This window comes from Haladaptatus paucihalophilus DX253, assembly GCF_000376445.1.
Lineage (GTDB): Archaea > Halobacteriota > Halobacteria > Halobacteriales > Haladaptataceae > Haladaptatus > Haladaptatus paucihalophilus.
The window spans coordinates 2896180-2917468 of sequence record NZ_AQXI01000001.1 but is presented as its reverse complement, the minus strand read 5'-3'; the positions used below and the strand labels follow the sequence as shown (position 1 = coordinate 2917468).

General features: G+C 63.7%; 26 protein-coding genes. 15 read left to right on the top strand and 11 right to left on the bottom strand.

The window, feature by feature from the left end:
* The first annotated feature begins 56 nt into the window (after positions 1–56).
* Positions 57–953 carry a 1,4-dihydroxy-2-naphthoyl-CoA synthase gene (locus B208_RS0116150; protein ID WP_007981617.1) on the top strand — a complete coding sequence of 299 codons (897 nt, stop codon included), beginning with the start codon at positions 57–59 and terminating at the stop codon, positions 951–953.
* Between the two features lie 354 nt (positions 954–1307).
* Positions 1308–1703 carry a hypothetical protein gene (locus B208_RS0116145; RefSeq protein ID WP_232423822.1) on the top strand — a complete coding sequence of 132 codons (396 nt, stop codon included), beginning with the start codon at positions 1308–1310 and terminating at the stop codon, positions 1701–1703.
* A 435-nt stretch (positions 1704–2138) separates the two neighbouring features.
* On the opposite strand, the gene B208_RS0116140 is transcribed toward B208_RS0116145, so the two are convergent.
* The gene (locus tag B208_RS0116140) at positions 2139–2897 is read right to left on the bottom strand and encodes a hypothetical protein (RefSeq protein WP_007981620.1); all 759 of its coding nucleotides are present in this window, start codon (positions 2895–2897) and stop codon (positions 2139–2141) included.
* Between the two features lie 128 nt (positions 2898–3025).
* Between B208_RS0116140 and B208_RS0116135 the strand changes: the two genes are divergently transcribed.
* The 6 genes from B208_RS0116135 (at position 3026) to B208_RS0116105 (ending at position 8415) form a co-directional block, all read left to right on the top strand.
* Positions 3026–3409, top strand: a complete 384-nt coding sequence (locus B208_RS0116135; protein WP_007981622.1) for a hypothetical protein — start codon at positions 3026–3028, stop codon at positions 3407–3409.
* A 374-nt stretch (positions 3410–3783) separates the two neighbouring features.
* Positions 3784–4725: a 1,4-dihydroxy-2-naphthoate polyprenyltransferase gene (locus tag B208_RS0116125; RefSeq protein ID WP_007981627.1), complete on the top strand. Its 942-nt coding sequence runs from the start codon at positions 3784–3786 to the stop codon at positions 4723–4725.
* A complete protein-coding gene (locus tag B208_RS0116120; RefSeq protein WP_007981628.1) occupies positions 4722–5744 on the top strand; it encodes a mandelate racemase/muconate lactonizing enzyme family protein in 1023 nt (340 codons plus the stop codon). The genes B208_RS0116125 and B208_RS0116120 overlap by 4 nt, the downstream gene beginning before the upstream one ends.
* On the top strand, positions 5741–7204 hold the full coding sequence (gene menE / locus B208_RS0116115) for an o-succinylbenzoate--CoA ligase (RefSeq protein WP_007981630.1): 1464 nt from the start codon (positions 5741–5743) through the stop codon (positions 7202–7204). The genes B208_RS0116120 and menE overlap by 4 nt, the downstream gene beginning before the upstream one ends.
* A 133-nt stretch (positions 7205–7337) precedes the next feature.
* On the top strand, positions 7338–8039 hold the full coding sequence (locus tag B208_RS0116110; protein WP_007981632.1) for an NRDE family protein: 702 nt from the start codon (positions 7338–7340) through the stop codon (positions 8037–8039).
* 25 nt (positions 8040–8064) lie between these two features.
* The gene (locus B208_RS0116105) at positions 8065–8415 is read left to right on the top strand and encodes a helix-turn-helix transcriptional regulator (RefSeq protein WP_007981633.1); all 351 of its coding nucleotides are present in this window, start codon (positions 8065–8067) and stop codon (positions 8413–8415) included.
* Between the two features lie 4 nt (positions 8416–8419).
* Here the strand turns inward: B208_RS0116105 and B208_RS0116100 are convergent, their stop codons facing one another.
* From B208_RS0116100 to gatC, 4 genes are all read right to left on the bottom strand, one after another.
* Positions 8420–9085: a helix-turn-helix domain-containing protein gene (locus B208_RS0116100; RefSeq protein WP_007981635.1), complete on the bottom strand. Its 666-nt coding sequence runs from the start codon at positions 9083–9085 to the stop codon at positions 8420–8422.
* A gap of 227 nt (positions 9086–9312) precedes the next feature.
* Positions 9313–9630, bottom strand: a complete 318-nt coding sequence (locus B208_RS0116095) for a cupin domain-containing protein (protein WP_007981637.1) — start codon at positions 9628–9630, stop codon at positions 9313–9315.
* 213 nt (positions 9631–9843) lie between these two features.
* Positions 9844–11112, bottom strand: coding sequence for an Asp-tRNA(Asn)/Glu-tRNA(Gln) amidotransferase subunit GatA (gatA, locus tag B208_RS0116090; RefSeq protein WP_007981639.1), 1269 nt, complete (start codon positions 11110–11112; stop codon positions 9844–9846).
* Positions 11109–11387, bottom strand: a complete 279-nt coding sequence (gatC, locus tag B208_RS0116085; RefSeq protein WP_007981642.1) for an Asp-tRNA(Asn)/Glu-tRNA(Gln) amidotransferase subunit GatC — start codon at positions 11385–11387, stop codon at positions 11109–11111. Before gatC ends, gatA begins: the two co-directional genes overlap by 4 nt.
* A 269-nt stretch (positions 11388–11656) precedes the next feature.
* Here gatC and B208_RS0116080 point away from each other — a divergent pair, with 269 nt between their 5' ends.
* The gene (locus tag B208_RS0116080) at positions 11657–12631 is read left to right on the top strand and encodes a transcription initiation factor IIB (RefSeq protein ID WP_007981643.1); all 975 of its coding nucleotides are present in this window, start codon (positions 11657–11659) and stop codon (positions 12629–12631) included.
* Positions 12632–12670: 39 nt separating this feature from the next.
* Here B208_RS0116080 and B208_RS0116075 read toward each other — a convergent pair whose 3' ends face one another.
* The 3 genes from B208_RS0116075 to thsA all read right to left on the bottom strand — a co-directional run bounded on the left by B208_RS0116075 (position 12671) and on the right by thsA (position 14967).
* Positions 12671–12943, bottom strand: a complete 273-nt coding sequence (locus B208_RS0116075; protein WP_007981646.1) for a hypothetical protein — start codon at positions 12941–12943, stop codon at positions 12671–12673.
* A gap of 81 nt (positions 12944–13024) precedes the next feature.
* Positions 13025–13288, bottom strand: a complete 264-nt coding sequence (locus tag B208_RS0116070) for a DUF7520 family protein (RefSeq protein WP_007981648.1) — start codon at positions 13286–13288, stop codon at positions 13025–13027.
* Positions 13289–13404: 116 nt separating this feature from the next.
* Positions 13405–14967, bottom strand: a complete 1563-nt coding sequence (gene thsA / locus B208_RS0116065; protein WP_007981650.1) for a thermosome subunit alpha — start codon at positions 14965–14967, stop codon at positions 13405–13407.
* Positions 14968–15114: 147 nt separating this feature from the next.
* Here thsA and B208_RS0116060 point away from each other — a divergent pair, with 147 nt between their 5' ends.
* The gene (locus B208_RS0116060; RefSeq protein ID WP_007981652.1) at positions 15115–15939 is read left to right on the top strand and encodes an amidohydrolase family protein; all 825 of its coding nucleotides are present in this window, start codon (positions 15115–15117) and stop codon (positions 15937–15939) included.
* A 6-nt stretch (positions 15940–15945) separates the two neighbouring features.
* Here B208_RS0116060 and B208_RS0116055 read toward each other — a convergent pair whose 3' ends face one another.
* Both B208_RS0116055 and B208_RS0116050 read right to left on the bottom strand, forming a co-directional pair.
* Complete coding sequence (locus B208_RS0116055) at positions 15946–16869, bottom strand: glycosyltransferase family 2 protein (RefSeq protein WP_007981654.1); 924 nt, start codon at positions 16867–16869, stop codon at positions 15946–15948.
* A gap of 51 nt (positions 16870–16920) precedes the next feature.
* Positions 16921–17628 (bottom strand): class I SAM-dependent methyltransferase, encoded by a 708-nt coding sequence (locus tag B208_RS0116050; protein WP_007981656.1) that lies wholly within the window; start codon positions 17626–17628, stop codon positions 16921–16923.
* Positions 17629–17739: 111 nt separating this feature from the next.
* Here B208_RS0116050 and B208_RS24460 point away from each other — a divergent pair, with 111 nt between their 5' ends.
* Positions 17740–17898: a hypothetical protein gene (locus tag B208_RS24460; protein ID WP_007981657.1), complete on the top strand. Its 159-nt coding sequence runs from the start codon at positions 17740–17742 to the stop codon at positions 17896–17898.
* A gap of 99 nt (positions 17899–17997) precedes the next feature.
* Here B208_RS24460 and B208_RS0116040 read toward each other — a convergent pair whose 3' ends face one another.
* A complete protein-coding gene (locus tag B208_RS0116040) occupies positions 17998–18396 on the bottom strand; it encodes a PPOX class F420-dependent oxidoreductase (protein ID WP_007981659.1) in 399 nt (132 codons plus the stop codon).
* 146 nt (positions 18397–18542) lie between these two features.
* Between B208_RS0116040 and B208_RS0116035 the strand changes: the two genes are divergently transcribed.
* From B208_RS0116035 to B208_RS0116020, 4 genes are all read left to right on the top strand, one after another.
* On the top strand, positions 18543–18794 hold the full coding sequence (locus tag B208_RS0116035) for a MarR family transcriptional regulator (RefSeq protein ID WP_026177889.1): 252 nt from the start codon (positions 18543–18545) through the stop codon (positions 18792–18794).
* Between the two features lie 110 nt (positions 18795–18904).
* Positions 18905–19675 (top strand): MBL fold metallo-hydrolase, encoded by a 771-nt coding sequence (locus B208_RS0116030; RefSeq protein ID WP_007981663.1) that lies wholly within the window; start codon positions 18905–18907, stop codon positions 19673–19675.
* A gap of 48 nt (positions 19676–19723) precedes the next feature.
* A complete protein-coding gene (locus B208_RS0116025) occupies positions 19724–20362 on the top strand; it encodes a YkgJ family cysteine cluster protein (protein WP_007981665.1) in 639 nt (212 codons plus the stop codon).
* A 380-nt stretch (positions 20363–20742) separates the two neighbouring features.
* Complete coding sequence (locus B208_RS0116020; RefSeq protein ID WP_007981667.1) at positions 20743–21174, top strand: TRAM domain-containing protein; 432 nt, start codon at positions 20743–20745, stop codon at positions 21172–21174.
* Positions 21175–21289: the final 115 nt, after the last annotated feature.

Here is a 21289-nt window from a genome sequence, read left to right as displayed (position 1 = left end):
CGAACGACCGAGAGCGGACGGGAACCTATTAGACCGCCCCGCCGCCAGTTTCGAGTATGGTATCAGAACTCTTCGACGCCGAGCGTTGGGAGGAGATTTCCGACTTCGATTTCCGCGATATCACGTACCACCGGGCCAAAGACCAGGGAACGGTCCGCATCGCGTTCGACCGCCCGGAGGTTCGAAACGCCTTCCGCCCCGGTACGGTGGACGAACTGTATCGCGCGTTGGACCACGCCAAACGCCAGTCGGACGTCGGCTGCGTCCTCCTCACCGGCAACGGGCCGTCGCCGAAAGACGACGGCTGGGCGTTCTGCTCCGGCGGCGACCAGCGCGTGCGCGGAGGAGAGGGATACGAATATCAGGGAGAGGACGCCGATAGCGAGGACGCCTCCGAGGCGGGCCGCCTGCACATCCTCGAAGTCCAGCGGCTCATCCGTCACATCCCGAAACCCGTCATCTGCGTCGTTCCGGGATGGGCCGTCGGCGGCGGTCACAGCCTCCACGTCGTCTGCGACATGACCCTCGCGTCCGCGGAGCACGCGAAGTTCCTTCAGACCGACCCCGACGTGGCGAGTTTCGACGGCGGGTTCGGCTCCGCCTACCTCGCGCGGCAGGTCGGCCAGAAGAAAGCCCGCGAGATATTCTTCGTCGGCAAGACCTACTCCGCCGAGGAAGCCGAGGAGATGGGCATGGTGAACGAATCGGTTCCGCACGAGGAACTGGAGGAGGTGGCACTGGACTGGGCCGAGGAAATCAACGGCAAGAGTCCGACCGCGATTCGCATGCTGAAGTACGCCTTCAACCTCGAAGACGACGGCCTCGTCGGACAGCAGGTGTTCGCCGGGGAAGCGACCCGCCTCGCGTACATGACCGACGAAGCGCAGGAGGGACGGGACGCGTTCGTGGAAAAGCGCGACCCGGACTTCTCGGACTATCCGTGGCATTACTAAGCACCTTTTACCACCCACCTTTTACGACGGTCACAAACAAGAGCGATGGCGTTCGCCATCGCTCTTGTTGGTTCCCTGTAAAAGCTGGACCAAAAGCACTCCTCCCTCGCTTCGCGTTGCTCCGGAAGACGCAAAGCGTCTTCCGTACTCTCGTTCGCTTCGCTCACGAGAACTCCGCTCGGTCGTCGGCCCGCTCGCTCGTCACTACGCTCCTCGCTCGCGGTGAGTGACCGACCGCCTGGTGTTCGTGGAGAGGAACTTCGAAGCGGCGGGAAAGTCGTTCTGCGGAAGGTCAATCGACCGTTTCACCCTACAGAGGCATTATATTCTTCTGGAACAACACGAAAAACGAACATGACTGATACAGTCGATGGAAACAACACCCTGCTACCGGGTATGGCGGCAACGGGCATTTCGGTGTTCCTCGTCGTCGTTTCGATGTGGTTCTGGACCGAATTCGCGTTCGCGAAGCCACCGCTTTCGATTCCGGTAATGGTCTACTTTCTGGGCGGGATTTTCCTCGTGCAACTCGCGCGGAGCGTCCTCATGGACGATTGGACGCGTCGCGTCGCGGCGCTCGGCGTCGTGGTCGGGGCTCTCGTGATGCTGTTCGGCATGCGGCCGACGGGCTACTGTGCGGATGCGACCGCATCGAACTGCGGCACCTCGTTCGATCCCGTCTTCCCGATTCTCGCCCTCGGATTCCTGCTGACGACCGCCCTGCTGTACGTCGATATTCGACGCCGGTAGACCGTTAGAGTCCGTTCGCGGGTTCACCGGGATCGGTCGGATTCGCTTTAAGTGGTTCTCGTGATAAGGTGAAGCTATGGACGGTAAGACGGTCGGATTCTTCGGGTACCAGTCTGCTTCGTAGCCGATGGCTTCTCACGTACACTGAGGTTTTTCGAAAACCGTGGGAAGCCCTGCTCTCTTTAAGAGATTCTCGTCACAAAGTAGAGATATGGACGGTTCGACGAGGATTCTACGGCACTCACCGCTCGGGAGCGACTGCTCCCTTCGTCTCCTGTAACTCCGCCTCCTGCAACTCCGGCCGGAGCCCCCGCACTCCGCTGTTTCCTTTAAGTAGTTCACGTGATAAGGTGAAGCTATGGACGGAACGAGGCCGGTTCTACCGTACACTCTCATTCCAGAGCGACAGTGACGACAGTCGGCAACGTATCCACGTTACGCCCTCTTCTCTCGACGTTCGTCGTCTCCCCACCGGTCCGTCAAACTCGGGAGGTTCGGGTCGCGGTGCGGGTTTCGCCCGTGGACGGCGAACTCCAAGTCCTGCTCCTCGATTTGGTGTTTGAGGACCCGCCGAAGCCGATTCAAACTCGTGATGTCCAGTCCGTGTTTCGTCGTGAGTTCGGTGAACTGCTCCTCGTCGGTGAGCGACTGGAACGACTCGTAGAGCTCCGTCAGTCGTTCTGGGGGCTGCTGGCGAATCCACCGGTCGTCGTGCAACCCGAGGTAGTGTTCGCGCTCCCGGTCTACCACGTGACGAATGACGACCAGCGCGACCTTCGGGATGGCCCGCTGGCTCCCGAAGACGGTCAAATCCAACTCGCTCATGATGCCGATAACGCAGTCTCGCTGCCACGGCGTCAACGACAGGTCGTTACAGAGCGCGTGGCTGACCCGGAGTTTGTCGAGTTGGTGCATCCGGCTGCTGTGACCCGCCATCGCGGAGTGGCGCTCCTCGTGTAGCCGACGGACGTTTTCGCTCAAATCCGATTCCGGCGAGTCCGCCCGCCCGATAACCGTCGCGCTCGGCGTGACGGGACCCCAGCGACGAACCGATTGGTCGCGCTGAAGGTCGGCCCGTCGGACCGTCCCGTCCCCCGGGCGTCTGCTCAGTTGCAGTGGCGTGTCGTCGCTCACACTCCGCCCGTCGTCGGACTGCCAGTGAACGACGTGCGAACCGCCGTCAGTTTGACGCATCGCGTCCCACTACTCGGTCGATATAGTTCAAAGGTGTGCCTCGGGAGAGACCGTTGACACTATCCGGTGAAATGTCGGCACCACTTCCCGGTGCAAAGATACTTTCCACGCGTGATTGTAGCACAACTATGAAGAATCGAACGGCCGCGCTCGCCGGAGTCATTCTCGGGTCTCTCCCCGTCGCTGTCCTGTACGCGGATGGGTATTGGGACGTACAGTTGGCGGCGGTCATCTGGGGCATCTACGCGCTCGGTGGGTGGCTGATACTCCGGCAGGAAGACATCTGGCGGACGGGGGGTAACCGGTGGAGTGCTCTGCTCGTCGTCGTAGCTATGGGCGGGTCACAGTTCGGCGTCCACATGGACCTCCCGATATCGGAGAGACTGACCATCGCGCTCTGGTTCCTCGTCCTCGGCGTCGCGTTCGCGGCGGCAGCCATCGGCGTCGAGATGGCCGAAACGACCGACGGGCAAGCGTCCGAGCAGGATAGCTACGTTCCGTCCGCCGACTGACGGACGTGCGAGATGGTGTTTGGATACCCACCGCTCACGGAAGACCATAGTTCACCGAAGAAACGACCTCGTACCGTCCATATCCCCACCTTGTGACGAGAAGCACTTAAATGGCGTCCCGCGGAGCGCCGACGACGAATCACGAGAAGATGTAGCGTCGAACCGAGCGGTCGCTACCGAAAACCGAGCTACCGCTGTCGAACGACGAGTACCAGAGAACGACCGCCTTACCGTCCATAGCTTCAGCTTGTCACGAGAAGCACTTAAACGACCGTCGCGGTATCGAGTTCGACTCCGAGACAGTAAGCGAAAACGCCGGCGGAGTTTCCTGAAATCGTAGATGCTATACACCTCTCGCGGGAACTATCTCGATAATGAACGATACGGCCACCGAAATCTCCCGACGGAAAGCGTGGCTGATGGCGGCCCGCCCACACACGCTCCCGGCCGCCGCCGCGCCCGTCATCGTCGGCGTCGGCTTCGCGCTCCACGAGGGGCTGTTTGCGCCCCTCCCTGCGCTCGCGGCGCTCGTCGGCGCGGCGCTCATCCAAGTCGGCACGAACTTCGCAAACGACTACTACGACGCCGTGAAGGGCGTCGATACCGACGAACGAACGGGTTTTACCCGCGTCACTCAGTCGGGGCTCATCTCCCCGAGCAAAGTCAAGCAGGCGATGTACGGCACCTTCCTGCTCGCCATCGTCGTCGGCGTCTACCTGGTCTACGTCGGCGGCCTCCCGATTCTCGTCATCGGTCTCGCCAGCGTCGTCAGCGGTATCGCCTACGCGGGCGGGCCGTTCCCGCTCGGTTCCAACGGATTGGGCGACCTGTTCGTCTTCGTCTTCTTCGGCGTCATCGCCGTGATGGGGACGTTCTACGTACAGGCCGCACAGATTCTCGCCGCCCCGTTTTCCATCGGAATCCCCGGGGGAACCGTCACGATGCACGCGTTTCTCGCAAGTCTCCCCGTCGCGGCGATTTCGACGAACATCCTCGTCGTGAACAACATCCGCGACTTGAAGAACGACCGGAAGGCCGGAAAGCGGACGCTTGCGGTGCTCATCGGCTATCGAGCGAGTCGCGGCGAGTACGTCGGCATGCTCGCACTCGCCTACCTCGTTCCCGTCTACTTCGCCACGACCGAGGCGTTCGGGGTCGGCGTCCTCCTGCCGCTCCTGACGATTCCCTACGCCGCGATGGTCGCACGGACGGTCCTCACGAAAACGTCCGGGGAAGCCCTCAACCCCGCCCTCGAACAGACCGGAAAGCTGCTGGCCGCCTACTCGGTCTGCTTCGCCCTCGGAATGGTGGCATGAACGTCGAGACACACGAGTTTTCGCTTCCGTTGACGTCGCCGCTCGACACGGCTCACGGGGCCATCGAGCACCGGAAGGGCATCCTCGTCCGCATCGAGGACGGCGACGAGGTGGGCATCGGCGAAGCGACGCCCCTTTCGGGGTGGACGGAATCGCTCCCCGCCTGTCGGGCGGCCATCGCACACGTCGATGACCCCGAAACGGAGCTCTCCAGCCTCGAAGCGACGCCGGCGGCCAGACACGGCCTCTCGCTCGCGCTGGCGGACCTCCGCTCGAAGCGGGCGGAAGAGCCGCTGTATCGCTACCTCGGCGGGACGGAGCGGGTCGAAGCCGTTCCGACGAACGCGACCGTCGGCGACGCCCCCCGCGACGAGACGGTGGCGGCGGTGAACGAGGCGGTCGATGCGGGTTTCGAGTGCGTGAAGGTGAAAATCGGCGCGCGGTCGGTGACGGACGACGTGGCTCGGCTCCGAGCGGTACGGGATTCGGTCGGGTCCGAGGTGGAACTCCGCGCAGACGCGAACGGCGGCTGGTCGCGCACACAGGCGCGCGAAGCGTTCCACAAACTCGACACCCTCGGGGTCGCGTACGTCGAACAACCCCTTTCGTTGACGGACATCGAGGGATTGGCCGAGCTTCGCGGTCGGTCGGTCGGCGTCGCGGTAGACGAGTCCCTCGTCGATTCGTCTGTCGATGCGATTCTGGAGGCGGACGCCGCCGACGTGCTCGTCTGCAAGCCGATGGTGCTCGGCGGCCCGGACAGGGCCGTCGAGGTCGCCGAACGCGCCCGAGATGCGGGCGTCACACCGGTCGTCACGACGACCATCGACGGCGTTGTGGCCCGAACCGCGGCGGTTCACGCGGCGGCGGCGATTCCCGACCGCCCCGCCTGCGGGTTGGCGACCGGAACGCTGTTGGTCCGCGATTTGGGTCCCGACCGGACGCGACTCGTGGACGGTGCGGTCGGCGTCCCGCAGGAACCGGGCAACGGCGTGGCGGACACGTGGGGTGCGCCATGAACGACTGGCTGACACACCGTGCCGACGTGTCGCCCGAGGCGACCGCCATCGTCGAGGCGTCGGACGGGACCGAATGGACCTACGAGCGACTCGATACCGTGGTCGAGGAAATCGCCGGGAAACTCGCGGCGCTGGGGATTCGAGAGGGCGACCACCTGGGGATGCTGATGGAGACGCGAATGGATGGCGTCGTCCTCGTTCACGCCGCGATGCGACTCGGGTGCGTGCTCGTCCCGCTGAACGTCCGTCTCGCCACGCCGGAACTCCGGCGGCAGGTGGCCGTAACGAACCTCTCGGCGCTCGTCTGCGAAGCCGAGACGGAATCGGTCGCCCGCGACGCGGCGGGGGACGTCCCCGTCGTCTCGGTAGACCCGTCGGACACGACGCTCGCCGACCGCGACCCGGCGGCGTTCACGCCCGCCGACTGGTCGCGCGAGGACCCGCAAGTGCTCCTGTTCACGTCGGGGACGACCGGCAACCCGAAGGCCGTCACGCTCACGATGGGCAACCTGTACGCCAGCGCGACCGCCTCGGCGTTCCGCCTCGGCGTCCTCCCCGCCGACCGCTGGCACCTGTGCCTCTCGACGTACCACATGGGCGGACTCGCACCGCTCCTCCGTTCGACGCTGTACGGAACGACGGTCGTCCTGCAGAAGCGGTTCGACGCGGAGGAAACCCTCTCTCACCTCCGCGAGTACGAACCGACCGGCATCTCGCTCGTCCCGACCATGCTCCGGCGACTCCTCGATTCGGGCGACCTCCCCGATTCGCTTCGGTTCGTCCTCCTCGGCGGCGCACCCGCCCGCGACGACCTCATCGAGGGGTGTGCGGACCGCGGCGTTCCGGTGTGTCCCACCTACGGCATGACGGAAACGGCCTCCCAAATCGCCACCGCCACCCCCGACGAAGCGGCGTCACACGTCGGCACCGTCGGACGGCCGCTGGTGTTCACCGACGTGTCCGTCGTCGCGGACGACGGGTCCCTCGCGCCGCCCGGGGAACCGGGCGAACTCGTCGTCTCCGGGCCGACAGTGATGGCGGGGTACTACGGGAATCCCGAGGCGACCGAGGAGGCGTTTTGCGAGCACGGATTGCGGACGGGCGACGTGGGATACCGCGACGAAGGCGGCCGACTGTGGGTGTTGAACCGCCGCTCCGACCGCATCGTCACCGGCGGCGAGAACGTCCACCCCGGCGAGGTCGTCGACGTGCTCCGCGACCATCCGGACGTGGCCGAGGTCGCGGTCGTGGGCGTCGAGGACGACGAATGGGGCGAGCGAATCGCCGCGCTCGTCGTGCCCGACGACGACGCGCCCGTCACGCTCGACTCGGTTCGGGAGTTCTGCGACGACCGCCTCGCGGGATACAAGCATCCCCGTCTGCTCGACACCGCCGCAGAACTGCCGCGGACCACCTCCGGGACGGTGGACCGCGAGGCGGTTCGGGAGCGCTTCCGGTAGTTGTGAGTTCGGTAGGTGCGGTTCGGTGGGCGCGATTTCGGAGATTCCCCCCGACGATTCCACCGAGCACGAGACGGTGACGACGACCCCGTGACGACCAACCCTTTTATCGAATCCACGCCTATCCGTTGGCGTGTGTACACTCATCGTGGCGTGGCGGGTGTTCGAGGATGCACCCGTCGTCGCCGCCGCGAATCGGGACGAAGCGCTGGGGCGGCCGTCTCGGCCGCCCGGCGTGCTGGACCGAAACCCGACGGTCGTCGCCCCACAGGACGAGGAGGCGGGCGGAACGTGGATCGGCTACAACGACCGCGGCCTGTTCGTCGGCGTGACGAACCGGTGGGTCGAACTGGAGGGCGAACGCTCCCGCGGCCTCCTCGTCCGGGACGCGCTCTCCCACGAGTCGGCCGCGTCCGCCCGTGAGTTCGTCGTGAACGAACTCGACGAACGGACCTACGCCGGGTTCAATCTCCTGCTCGCGGATTCGACGGAAGCGACCCTGTTCGAATGGGACGGAACGCTCGAAATGACGCGACTCGACCCCGGCGTCCACGTCGTCGTGAACCGGGGATTCGACGACGCGGCACCGAAATCGGAGCGGATTCTCTCGCTCGCGGCGACGAACCCGGACGACCCGCCGTCGCTCGCCGACTGGCGGGAGCGGGCGAAGTCGGTCCTCCGAAATCACGAGGTCGAAGCGTGCGTCCACGGCGACGGGTACGGCACCCGCTCGTCGTCCATCGTGACCCTGTTCGAGGACGGGTCCGGGACCTACGAGTTCGCCGACGGCCCGCCCTGTGAAACATCGTACGATAACGCGGAAGGTCACATTTAAACGCCCGCCCGTCCCTGTAGTGAACATGAGCACGGCAACGTCCGAGGAGGACCTCACCGAGGACGAGTACAACGGACTCGAACTCGTCCGCGAGACGGGCGGCATCCATCAGAGCGATTTCTGGAAACGGCTCGACGTCTCGTCGCGGAAGGGAAGCCGAATCGTCGAATCGCTGGAGCGGAAAGGGTTCGTCCAGCGACAGGAAACGGTCTACGAGGGACACAACACCTACTTCATCACGCCCGCCGCGAAGGACCTCGACTTCTCGCTGTTGATGGCGGGCGACATGCTCTCGCCGTTCATCGGGGAGGAAGAGATAGACCCCGAGAGCGACGCGTTCTCGCAGTGGATAATGAACCTCGCGTACGAAGAATAGACTCTTATTCCGATTCGTCGGTGTCCCGGCCGATTATCAGCGTATTTTTCACGAGGCTTCGATGCCCCCGGCGCAGTCGCTCGGAGACGGCTTGGTGCGATACGTCGAGGTCGTCCGCGAGGTTTTCGGCCGATGCCTCGCGGGGGATGTCGTAGTATCCCTTCTGGAACGCCAAGGTCAGCGTGTCCTGCTGATCGTCGGTGAGTCCGAACCGTCCCTTGCGGCCCTCTTCTAACTGATAGATGTTCCGTATGTCGAGCGAGAGGTCGTTCTCGCGGCAGTACTCGTAGGTGTCCGACAGCGCGTCACGGTCGGGGAACAGGATGCGGAGGTGCCAATGGGTGCTGTTGCCGGACGCGGAGAGGACGGTCGCCTCCTCGTCAACGAGGATGTGAACGAGCGTCTGGATGTGGTCGGTCCACTCCATCTGGTACAGCTGTTCGTCCTCCAAGTCGGCGAGCAACGTCAGGTTCTCGACGCTCGTGTCGTCTTCGAGTATCGATTCCGTTCCCTCGCCCCCTCCGTTCGCCCAAACGAACGGCATCACCCGGTCGTCTTCGTGGGCGACCACGCGCTCGATTTCGAATTCCAGGTCCTCGTGTTCGGTCAACGTCTCCCAGAGCGCGAACTCGTCGGCGGGAATCTCGACTTCGACGACGGTACCAACCATACCGGCAATCGAACTGCCGGGAAGAAATATCCGTTGGCACCACCATCCCGGGAAATCGATTTCAGACGACTCCGTGGGCGAGAAAGGACGTTGTTCCGACGCGCGACCGACCCAAATCACGCGCTTCTCGCCCGGTTTGGACGGAGTATCGGCGCGGTCGGACACGAGTCGGGACCGTGAAACGTGCCCGTCGGTCGATTCGATGCCGACGGCCGTCTCTGAATTGCTTACAGGTAATCCTCTCGCGGTGGCGAGAATACGTCGATAATCTCGCCGGAATCGATTATTTCGTAGCTGTGTTCGACGCCACCCGGTATCGAATAGCTGTCTCCGCCCGCTATCAGGTCGTCGTCGTCTCCGATGTGGAGCCGATACGTGCCCGAAATCACGTATCCGCTCTGTTCGCTCTCGTGGCTGTGCGACGGAACGTCGTTGCCTTCTTTCAGGTGCATCTTCGTCACCATCGACTCGTCGCCGACCGCGAGCACGTCGAACTGTACGCCATGAAACTCGTTCGTATCCGCGTCTTCTGCTTTGACTATCATCGGAATCGCAACCGATAATAGGGCATTTATACTATAATATCATTCCTAGTTTATCATCCGCGTTATTCTCCCGTCGAATAGTGTAGTTCCATCGCGGCATAGCCGATTGCCTCGTAAAACTGGACGCTCATCAAGCGATTTATAAAGGATGTCGCTCTTCAATCGTCGTCTTCCGAACCGGTGTGACTGCCACCCGCAAAAACCCGAATCCGACTACTCCAACGCGCTTCCAACCCGAATCACGCGCTTCTCGCCGAATTTCGGCCCGATGAACTGCACGCCGACGGGAAGTCCGTCGGTTTCGCCCGCCGGGACGGAAATCGCGGGGAGGTTGGCGAGGTTGACCGGGACGGTGTTCGCGTCGGCGAGGTACATCTGCAGCGGGTCGTCCAGACTCTCGCCGAGTTCGAACGGCGGCGTGGGCATCGTCGGACTGGCGAGCACGTCTACGTCCTCGAACGCCGAGTCGAAGTCCTGCTTGAGCCACGCTCGGGCGTCCTGTGCTTTCTTGTAGTACTTGTCGTGATACCCCGCAGAAAGCGCGTAGGTACCGAGCAGGATGCGTCGTTTCACCTCGTCGCCGAAGGCCTCCTCGCGCGTCTCGGAGAACGTCTCGTTCCAGTTGCCGTCGAACCCTCCCGAATTGCCGTAGCGAACCCCGTCGTAGCGCGCGAGGTTCGAGGACGCTTCGGACATGGCGATGACGTAGTACGCCTCGACGGCGTGTTCGACCGAGGGAAGCGACACCTCGTGGACCGTCGCGCCCTTCGCTTCGAGGTCGTCCATGGCGTCCCAGAACCGCTCGACGACGCCTTCGTCCGCCCCTTCTACGAGTTCCGTCGGGACGCCGATGTCGAGTCCGTCCACCTCGCCGTCCGCGGCGCTCGCGTAATCGGCGTCAGCGCCTTCCTCGCGGGTCGTCGCGTCGTGGTCGTCGGGTCCGGCGATGACGTCGAGCAGGGTCGCGGCCTCCTCGACGGTCGGCGCGATGGGACCGATCTGCTCCAGACTGTTCGCGTAGGCGACCAAGCCGTAGCGCGAGACGAGTCCGTAGGTCGGCTTGATGCCGACGACGCCACAGAACGCGGCAGGACAGCGAATCGACCCGCCCGTGTCGGTTCCGAGCGCGAGCGTGGCCTCACCCGCCGCGACCGCCGCGGCGCTCCCGCCCGAGGAGCCGCCCGGAACGCGACCCTCGGCGACGGGGTTTTCGGTGGGGCCGAAGGCGGACGTTTCGGTCGTCGTCCCCATGCCGAACTCGTCCATGTTGGTCTTGCCGACGATGGTCGCCCCGGCCTCCTTCAGTCGCGTGACGACCGTGGCGTCGTAGGGCGGGACGTACTCCTCCAGCATGGCCGACCCGCAGGTCGTTCGGACGCCCTCGGTGCTGATGTTGTCCTTGACGGCGACCGTCGTCCCGGCGAGCGGGCCGTCGTCCGCGCCGTCGATGGTCTCCTCGGTGATGAATATCTGGTCGCTCATGAGACGTTCGGCCCCTTGAAGTAGCCGTCTTCGGTCTCCGGTGCGTTGTCCAGCGCGTCGGCTTGGTCGAGGCTGGTTCGCACCTCGTCCTCGCGCATGACGTTCACGAGGTCGGCCTCGCGCTCGACCTCGGGCACCTCGTCCAGCGTCTCGAAGTAGCCAAGAATATCGGCGAACTGTCCGGCGAATCGCTCGGCTTCCTCGTCGGAAACCCCGACGCGGGCCAACCGTGCGACGTACCGAACCTCGTCCGGTCCGGGAGGCGTATCGCTCATGTGTTGACGAACCCCCGGACGAGCGGTAAGGGTTTCGATACTCACTGCCGGATTGCTGATAAAGCGGGACGAATCACGAGTCGTGCAGGGAAATCGAATACTGCATTATTCCTGCCAAAACCCCGGATGAATCCGCCGTTTTCGAATCGAGAAAATGCCTCTTTTGCCCACCGGATTTAAGTTGCTGTACGTTCTATAAGATATGTCTATCGATTCTACGGCTCTCGTAGTGCACCATGACCCTCTATCTATGTTCCTGATAGTACGCCATGACTGATACACGTACCCGACCGACCGAAGAAACGGAAACAACCGGTGAGCAAACCAAGACGCAAGCCGACGAGCAACAGCGGTGTCCCGAGTGTGGCGGCCCGCTCGTCACCGACGAGGAGCGCGGTGAGCGGGTGTGTGACGATTGCGGCCTCGTCGTCGAGGAGGATGCGGTGGACCGCGGCCCCGAGTGGCGCGCCTTCGACGCCAGCGAACGCGAGCAGAAGTCCCGCGTCGGCGCGCCGACGACGAACATGATGCACGACAAGGGCCTATCGACCAACATCGACTGGCGCGACCGTGACGCCTACGGCAACTCGCTCGGTTCCCGCCAGCGCGAGAAGATGCAGCGACTCCGCAAGTGGAACGAGCGCTTCCGCACCCGCGACAGCAAGGAACGGAACCTCAAGCAGGCCCTCGGTGAAATCGACCGCATGGCGAGTTCGCTCGGCCTGCCCGATACCGTTCGGGAAACCGCGAGCGTCATCTACCGCCGCGCACTCGACGAGGACCTCCTACCGGGGCGCTCCATCGAGGGCGTCGCAACCGGCGCGCTGTACGCCGCCGCGCGACAGGCCCGAACCCCGCGGAGCTTGGACGAGTTGACGGCCGTGTCGCGCGTCGAGAAGGACGAAATCGCTCGCACCTACCGCTACATCGCACGCGAACTCGGCCTCGAAATCGAACCCGCCGACCCGAAGAGCTACGTCCCGCGCTTCGCCTCGGAACTCGACCTCTCGGACGAAACCGAACGCCGCGCCCGCTCGTTGCTCGACACGGCGACCGAGAAGGGCCTCCACAGCGGAAAGTCTCCCGTCGGCCTCGCCGCGGCCGCCGTCTACGCCGCCGCGCTCCTGACCAACGAGAAAGTCACCCAGAGCGAGGTCAGCGACGTGGCGAACATCAGCGAGGTCACGATTCGCAACCGCTACCACGAACTGCTCGACGCCGAAGAAGGCACCATCGCGCCGTAAAACCGCACGAAAATCGAATTATTTTGCGTCTTTGCCCCGTTAGCGGCCGTTCCATCGCCGCGACAGCGACGGCCCGTAGGCGAAGAAAACGATGCCCGTCCAGAGGACGGCGAAGATGACCGCGCCGCTCATCGTCGTCGTGACGTACTGGACGAACGAGAGGTCGGTCGTCAGCGGGTCGTACGTGTCGAGGATGACGTAGAACGCGAAGAGCGTCGGCACGTTCGCCAGCAGAATCGTGGCCGCGACGGCGAGCAGGTCGCCGGTCGTGGCCCCTTTTTTCGACGTGCGCGAACGGGTTCCGGTTGCCATACCGAATGGAACTTCTTCGATGGGAAAAACGGTTTCCGTCTCACGTCACGGCGTATCACCTCGCTCGGGTCCGTCGTCCGTTCACGCCACGCTGTTGCTGTCGAAGCGCGAGGCGAACGAAACGAGCGCGAACAGCAGGACGAGGACGACGGTCGTGAGCACCATTCCGAACACGGCCATGGAGACGGGACTCATGTCGAACAGCGAGAGCCCGAACAGCGAGAGCGTCTTTCCGCGGTTCTGTCCGGTCGCACCGACCGTGAGTCCGATACCCCCGGCGGCGAGCACGACGGTTACCGCGGTGGCGAGGAAGATAGGGCGGCTGGAGATGATGCGGTCGCTCATCGGCGGTAATTGACACCGGTCGGGGTTAGAACTTGCTACTTCCGGTCGCAACGGATCGGGACGAGTCGAGACGGACGGGGCTCCGAAAAATCGAAAGTCGAGGGCGGAAACCGCGCTTATTCGGCGGCGATAACGTCGTCGATGCGGACGATCATCGTCGCGGACTCGGTGGCGCTCTCGACGGCCTCACCCTTGACGGCGGCGGGGTCGATGACGCCTTCCTCGACGGGGTTCGCGATTTTCCCGGTCTCGCCCGAGGAGATGATGCCCGCGCTGCCTTCCTCGTCGTCGTTCGCGGCGCGGAGGTCCACGAGCGCGTCGATGGGATCCATGCCGGTGTTCTCCGCAAGGGTTCGCGGGAGGACTTCGATGGCGTCGGCGAACGCCTCGACGGCGAGCTGCTGGCGGCCCTCGATGCCCGCGGCCTCGTCGCGGACGCGGCCCGCGATGCTGGTTTCGATCGCGCCAGCGCCGGGAACGACGTTCTCGGTTTCGACGGCGGAGGACACGACGTCGAGTGCGTCCTCGATGGCGCGCTCCAGTTCGTCGACGACGTGTTCCGTGCCGCCGCGGACGAAGACGGTGACGGACTGTGCCTCGTCGGCACCCTCGATGAACACGAGGTCCTCGTCGCCGTACTTCTCGACGCGGATGGAGTCGGCGTGGCCGAGTTCGTCGTCGTCAACGTCGTCAGGCTTGCCCGTGCGCTTGCCGCCCGTGGACTGGGCGATGGCGCTCGTCATGTCGTCGTCCACGTCCTCGAAGGCGAGGATGCCGTGTTCGGCGAGGTACGCCGCGGTGCGGTCCTCGATGGACGAGTGCGAGAAGACGACATCGACGCCGGCGTCGGCGATGGCGTCGGCGAGTTCGCGGAGCTGGTCGTTTTCCGCGTCCATCGCGGCGGTGAGTTGCTCGACGTTATCGACGGAGTACTCGGCGTCGATTTCGGTTTCGCGGACGCCGAAGGAACCGTCGGTGGCGAGGATGGTCGCGTCCTCGACCGAGCGCGGCATGTTCTTGTGTGCGGGTTCCGCGTCGGTGACGATGCCCTCGATGAGTTCCGTGGCGCTGGAACTCGACCCGGTTTGGGTGAGGACGCGAATCTCGTCGCGGTCGATTCCCTCGTCGCCTTCGACGCCGCGGACAGCGTTGACGACGACTTCGGCGAGGCGCTCGGTCGTGATGTCGCCGGTTCCCTTGCCGGTCATGCTGGATTCGGCGACCTGTTGCAGGAGGTCGTCGTCGATATCGACGTCGAGCGCGAGGTCGTCCACGGCTTCGAGCGCGATGTCGCGGGCGCGAGCGTAACCTTCCACGATGGTCGTCGCGTGCACGTCCTGTTCGAGCAGGTTCTCGGCTTTTGCGAGGAGTTCCCCGGCGAGCACCGCCGCCGTGGTCGTCCCGTCGCCAACTTCGTCCTCCTGTGTCTGGGAGACTTCGACGATCATCTGGGCGGCGGGGTGCTCGATGTCCATCGAGTCGAGAATCGTCACCCCGTCGTTCGTGATGACCACGTCGCCGTCGTCCGAGACGAGCATCTTGTCCATCCCGCGCGGACCGAGTGTGGTTCGTACGGCCTCGCTGACCGCTTTACCGGCGGAGATGTTGGAGGACTGAGCGTCACGACCCTGCGTCCGTTCCGTCCCCTCGCTGAGGATGAACATCGGTCGGCCGCCCATGCGTCGCTGTCCAAAGCCTGATTCTGACATACGTATAACGAATGATTGATGTTCTATATAAATCTTTTTACTCCGTTCGCCGGACGGGACGCGGTTGCGGCCATCGACCGATAGATACATGCCCGACCCTCATCGAGAAATTTTCAGATGCTGGAACTGGAGCACCGGTTTCGTGTGGTGGACGTTCACGCGCGGCTTCCCGTCGAGGAGTCCGTGACGGCGCGGGGACGAGCCATCTCGCCCGACAAACTGGAGCGCGAACTCCACCAAGCGGGCGTCGTCAGTGCGGTCGTGTTCCCCGGGCCACAGGAGGGAAACAGCTACCTCCGGGCGAACAACGCCGTCGCCCGACGGAGCGTCGAGCGCCCGTTTTTCGCGTTCGCGCGAATCAACGGTCCGCGTGACCCCGACGGGAGCGCCACGGCACGACTCAGGAACTTCAGGTCGCGCCGGAAGGACTGGCACACCTCTTCCGACGACATCGAGCAGTACGCCTACGACGACCGCTTTCACGGGTTCAAACTCGACCCGACGCGCGACGGACTGCCGGACGACGACGTGCTCTCCCGGCTGGAGGACGTGAACCTTCCCGTCCTCGTCCACGCGGGCGAAGGTTTCTCCCCCGAAACTGCGGCCGACACCCTGCTCGACCGTTCCTTTCCCGTCATCCTCTCGCACTTCGGCGGATTTCCGCTGAACCGCGACCTCATGGCGGACGCCATCGACCTGCTGGACTCCTACGACAGTTGCTATCTCGACACCAGTTTCGTCCGCTACCGCGAGCAGATGGAGCGGGCCATCATGGAACACCCCGACCGCGTGCTGTTCGGAAGCGGTGCCCCGAACGCCCACCCGAACGTCGCCGTGATGGAAATTCTCACCCTCGACGTGCCCGAGGACGCGATGCGAAAAGTGTTCACCAAGAATCCCTCGCGCGTCGTCGAAGCCCTCGCACCGGAGTACGACGAGTAGCGACGGTCACTCGACCTCTGGTTCCACGTTGCGCCAGTCGTAGCGTTCGACGGCGCGGTCGGCGCGCGAGGAGAGTCCGGCGGGGTTGCGCGCCTCGCTCCTGTCGCGAAACCGTCCGAGGAACCCGTCTTTGGTCCCACCGGCGATTCCTTTAATCACTTCTTTGCCGCAACCCGCCCAGAGGGACGGTTTCGTCTCGCCCGAGGCGACCTCCACCCCGGCGGTTCGCGCGTCACGGATGGCGTCGTGGAAGGTTCGCCTGAACACCGTCAGCCGCGGGCCGTAGTTTTTCACCAGACGATAGGAGAGCGAGCGGTATTTCGTGCACCAGTCGCGTTCGACGCCCTTCTCGTCGGTCTCGTCGCGGCACACGGCCACGTCGGGCGACCACGTTATCGACCGCTCCTGTCCCGCGAGCCGATGGGCGCAGTCGCGCGCGCCGCCGGTTTCCAAGTTCTCGTCGAAGCCGTCGACCGCTTCGATGCCGTCGCGGGTGAACGCCACGTTCTCGCCCGAAAAGTAGGTCACGTCGCGTCCGGCTATCGTCCGCGTTTCGACCGTTTCGGTGGTCATTCCCGCCCGAACCATTCGATGCACCGGCCCTGTTACCACGTCCGCGCCGTCCGCGATTTCGTCCCTAATGCCGTCGTACCACGAGGCTTCGACGGTCACTTCCTGCCCGATGAACGCGACGACTTCGCCGCTCGACTCGGCGAGTCCGGCGTTCCGCGCGACGTTCAAATTTCGGTCGGAGATCTCGACGAGCGCGCTCACGTCGGAGCGGTTACAGACCATACCGGACGTGCCGTCCGCGGAGGGCCCGTTGACTACGACGACCTCGGCATCGGGTGCGTATCGAGTAACGGCATCGAGTGCGTCGCTCAGGGGTTCGCGACCGTTGAGCGTCGGGACCACCACGGACAAGTCCATATCCGCTTTTCAGATACCGAGTACGTAAAAGCAATTCGGCACGCGTCCGACTCACTCGACGCTCGTGTTCCAGTAGGAGACGGACGCGAGTTGGTCACCGATCATCGTGTCACCGATAGCGGTGTCCATATCCCGGATACGCGACGCCACCACGTCGGGGATTTTTCGGTAGAAGCCGTAGGGGAGTACCCAGTCGTGGTCGGAATCGACCAGCGACAGACCTGTCTCCCCGAGGAGCTTCTGGACGTCCTCGAGCGAGTACAACCGCGACCCCATCGGCAGCAACCAGTTGTAGAGGCTTCGCGTGCTCGGCCCAGCGAACGTATCGAAGAAAACCTGATCCTTCGAAACGCGACGCATCTCGCTCAGGAACGAGGCCGGCGTGTTCGCGAGGTGGAAAAACCGCATGGCGAACACGGTGTCGAAGTGGTCGTCCGGGAACGGAAGACGGGCGGCGTCGCCGCGCATGAACTCCAGATGGTCCGCGACACCGGCGTTCCGAGCCTTGTGACGACCCTGTTGGAGCATCGCGGCCGAAATGTCGAGTCCAACGATGTCCGCGCCACGCTCGGCGAGCATGACGGTAAACCGGCCGGTTCCGCAGGCTATTTCGAGAACGCGTTTTCCCTCGACCGGACCGATAGCGTCGAGGACGGCTTGCTTCTCGCGGCGGTCGATGAGTCTACCGCCACGGGAGAATCGCTTCTCTTCGTATTCCTCGGCCACCTCCGTAGCCTGATACCACTCCTGTCCCTTCACACTTTCTTCGTCCGAAGAACCTCACCCGAGGGATAAAACGGTACTGGAAGTGGATAGACGGACGGGGGAACGCCTTTGCACGTCCGGCGCGTACCCTATGCGGGGTTTCGAATGCCGACCTGTAACCACTGTGACGGCGAGTTCACCGCGGACGACCTCGTTCGTCACGAATACGAGAGAGTCATCGTCGTTCACTGCCCGGACTGCGGGTGCGTCCTCGGACAGTACAACCGCCACAGCGGACCGCCGAAAACCGACCGACGACGGTAACCACTCGTCGCGCGTCGGCCGATTTGCCCGTCGGTCTCTCCGTATATCGACCTATCCGCCCGTCGGTCTCTCCGTATATCGACCTATCCGCCCGTCGGTTCATCCCCCCGTGACCACGCGGTCGGGACGAATCCGAATGATGACCCGCGGACCGTCCTCCTCACCGAGGTTCGGGTACTCATCGCGGTCCATGTACCGTCGGGTGAGTTCGTTGATGTGGTCTACCGCGCCGTCCTCGGTGACCTCCTCGACTTCGCCGCGAACCGAGACGAACCGGTACGGGTCGTCCGGGTCGATGATGGAAAGGCCGACCTTCGGGTTTCGCTGTACGTTTCGCTCCTTCTGGCGACCTTCGGCGGTGTTCACGAGGAGGTGGTCGCCGTCGTAGCCGACCCAAACGGGCGTCACCTGCGGTGTTCCGTCCGGCATGACGGTCGCGAAGTTGGCGAACGTTTTTCGCTCGAACAAGTCTCGAAACTCCTCGGGTATCGATTCCATAGCGGGTTCACGTCGGGAAGAATCCTGTACCTTCCCCCCGACGTATCACTCTGACTAAATGTGATATTATGACGTTTAAGGTGTGGATATTGTATGAACACACCTATAGCCAACGTTTACCACCATGCCGTGGTCGCATGATATACATGAGCACGACTGTAGCAGAACCAGCGCGCGATTTCCGTGAACGACTCCGCGAACTCCCCCCCAGCGCCAAACTCGTCGCCAAGGTTCTGGAGACCGAAGAACCGCTGACGCAAGGCGAACTCGCCGAGGAATCCCTTCTCCCCGACCGGACCGTCCGCTACGCGCTGACCCGACTCGAAGAACAAGACCTCATCGTCTCGCGTCACAGTTTCCGCGACGCACGGAAGCAAGTTTACCTCCTGAACAACTGATCCGTTCGCTTCCCACCTCCCACCTCCCGGCTCCCACCTCCCGGTTTTCTCGCCATCGGTTTTCGGACGTTTTTCCCGTCGTCTTCCGCCGTCGTGACCACGAACGACTTTTGTCGCTGGCGTTCCTCGCCGCGGACGTGAACGCTATCACCGTCCCCACCGAGACGCTGGCCCCGCACGGGGAGACGAACGCCTACGTCGTCGATACCGTTCTCATCGACCCGGCGGGGCGGACGGCCGAACTCGACCGGGCGGTCGGTGGCGTCGAACACGTCGTCCTCACGCACACCCATCCCGACCACGTGGGCGGCGTCGCGCATTACGCCGACGCCTGCGATGCGACCGTCTGGGCGCGACAGGGCCGCGAGGAGCGCTTCGAGCGCGCCACGGGCGTCGCCCCGGACCGAACGTTCCGCGGGGGGACGACCGTCGGCCCGCTGACCGTCATCGAAACGCCGGGACACGCCCCCGACCACGTTGCGTTCGCCACGGACCGCGAAATCGTCGCAGGCGACCTCGCCGTCGCGGACGGGAGCGTCGTGGTCGCCGCCGGGGAGGGCGACTTGCGCGCCTACCTGACCTCGCTCCGGCGACTGTACGCGCGGAATCCCGCGGTGCTCCATCCGGGCCACGGCCCCGCCATCGAGAACCCGCGACGGACGATTCGACGACTCATCGACCACCGACTGCACCGCGAAGAGCGCGTGCTCGACGCGGTTCGAAGCGGTGCCCGGACGCTTCCTTCGGTGACGGACGCCGCCTACGACAAGGACATCAGCGCCGTCAGGGAGTTCGCGGAGAAAACCGTGGCGGCCCACCTCGAAAAGTTGGCCGTCGAAGGGGACGTCACGTGGGATGGCGAACGCGCTCGTTCGACGTGAAAGAAAAAGCCCACAACCGTTTTCCCTCCGCACGCGAACCATCACGCCGTGGAAACTCTCGAAGCCGAACTGGAACGGGCGAAGTCGCTCGACGTAACCGACCTCGCGGACGCGATCGAGGACATCGGGTTCGAGTGCACGCGCTGTGGTGCCTGCTGTACGAGCGAAGCAGACGACCCGCACACTGCGACCGTCTTCCCCGACGAAGTGCGCGAATTGCAGGAGACGACCGAGTACGACTTTCGGGACGTGGCCCGACCCATGCCCTTCGGTCTGACCGAGGACGGCGGCGAGACGTTCGAGTGGGCGCTCCAGACCGACGACTGCGGCGACTGTCGGTTTTACGAGGACGGAATCGGAGCGTGTTCGGTCCACCCCGACCGACCGCTCATCTGCCGGACGTACCCCTTCAGCGTGGCGCTCGGCGGGACGAGCCAGCCGATGGGCGACCCCGTGGACGAGTCGGGAGTCGTCCGCGCCCACGAGTGCGAGGGCCTCGGCCGCAACATCGACAGAGAACACGCCGAAGAACTCGCGGCGGCGCTCAAGGAACGTGCCGTCCGCGAACTCGAAGAGGCCATCGGCGTGCGCGACAACTACGACCCCGCGAACCCCGACCCGGGCGAAATCGTCGTTCACGACTCGGAAGGCGCGAAGAACCCCGACGGAACAGCGTACGAAAGCTGAGGACATCCCCGAGAGGACGACACCCTCCGACAGCGAGCGGCAGACGCGAACGGAGTGAGCGCCGCCGCGAGCGATAGGCCGGTGATACAGCCGCCAGAAACCGGCCGGTGATGCAACCATCGGAAACCCGCCGGTGACACAACCGTGGAAGCTAGCAACCCTCCGGAAAATCGGAGATTTTCCGGGCCGAGGAGCGACCAACGGAGTGCCCTTGGCACGACGGACGGAGGTGACGACGGCTTTTGGTCCAGATTTTGCCAGGAAGGAAGGCCGAATCCGGCGCTAATAGCGCCGGATTCGGCTCCTGACCGCAGCAAAAGCTGGTGTTCGATAATTCTATAATGGTTGACTACTTGGATTCATGTGGAGGTCTACGACCCTTGGAAATCTCTGACAAGCTCCTGTGTCTGTTCAGCGCTGATGTTACTCTCAAAGGCGACGAGTATGTCGTCTCAGTTCCACGACGTGAAATCGACACGGGTTCAGTCGAACCGGGAGAAACCTACCGTGTCGCGCTTATCTCGCGGGAGACGGAAGAAGAATCGGACGACGAGCAAACAGCGACGACGACAACACAATCGAGTGCCAACACCGGCTCCGTCTCGTCGGAACCACAGCCACCCGTCGAGGCCGGAGAAATCCGCTACGTCGAAGTCGAGGACATCGGCAAGCAGGGCGACGGTATCGCCCGCGTCGAGCGGGGTTACGTCATCATCGTCCCCGGCGCGGAAATCGGCGAGCGCGTAAAGGTCGAAATCACGGAAGTCAAGTCGAACTTCGCCGTCGGCGAAATCATCGAAGAAGAGTTCTAAACGACCTTTTATCGAGGGTCGCTCGCGACCTTCGATAAAAAGCTCGACCAAAAGCACGCCGCTTGAATGGCGCATGGAAGAGCGAAGCTCTTCCAATGTAAAATGAAAGCGGCGG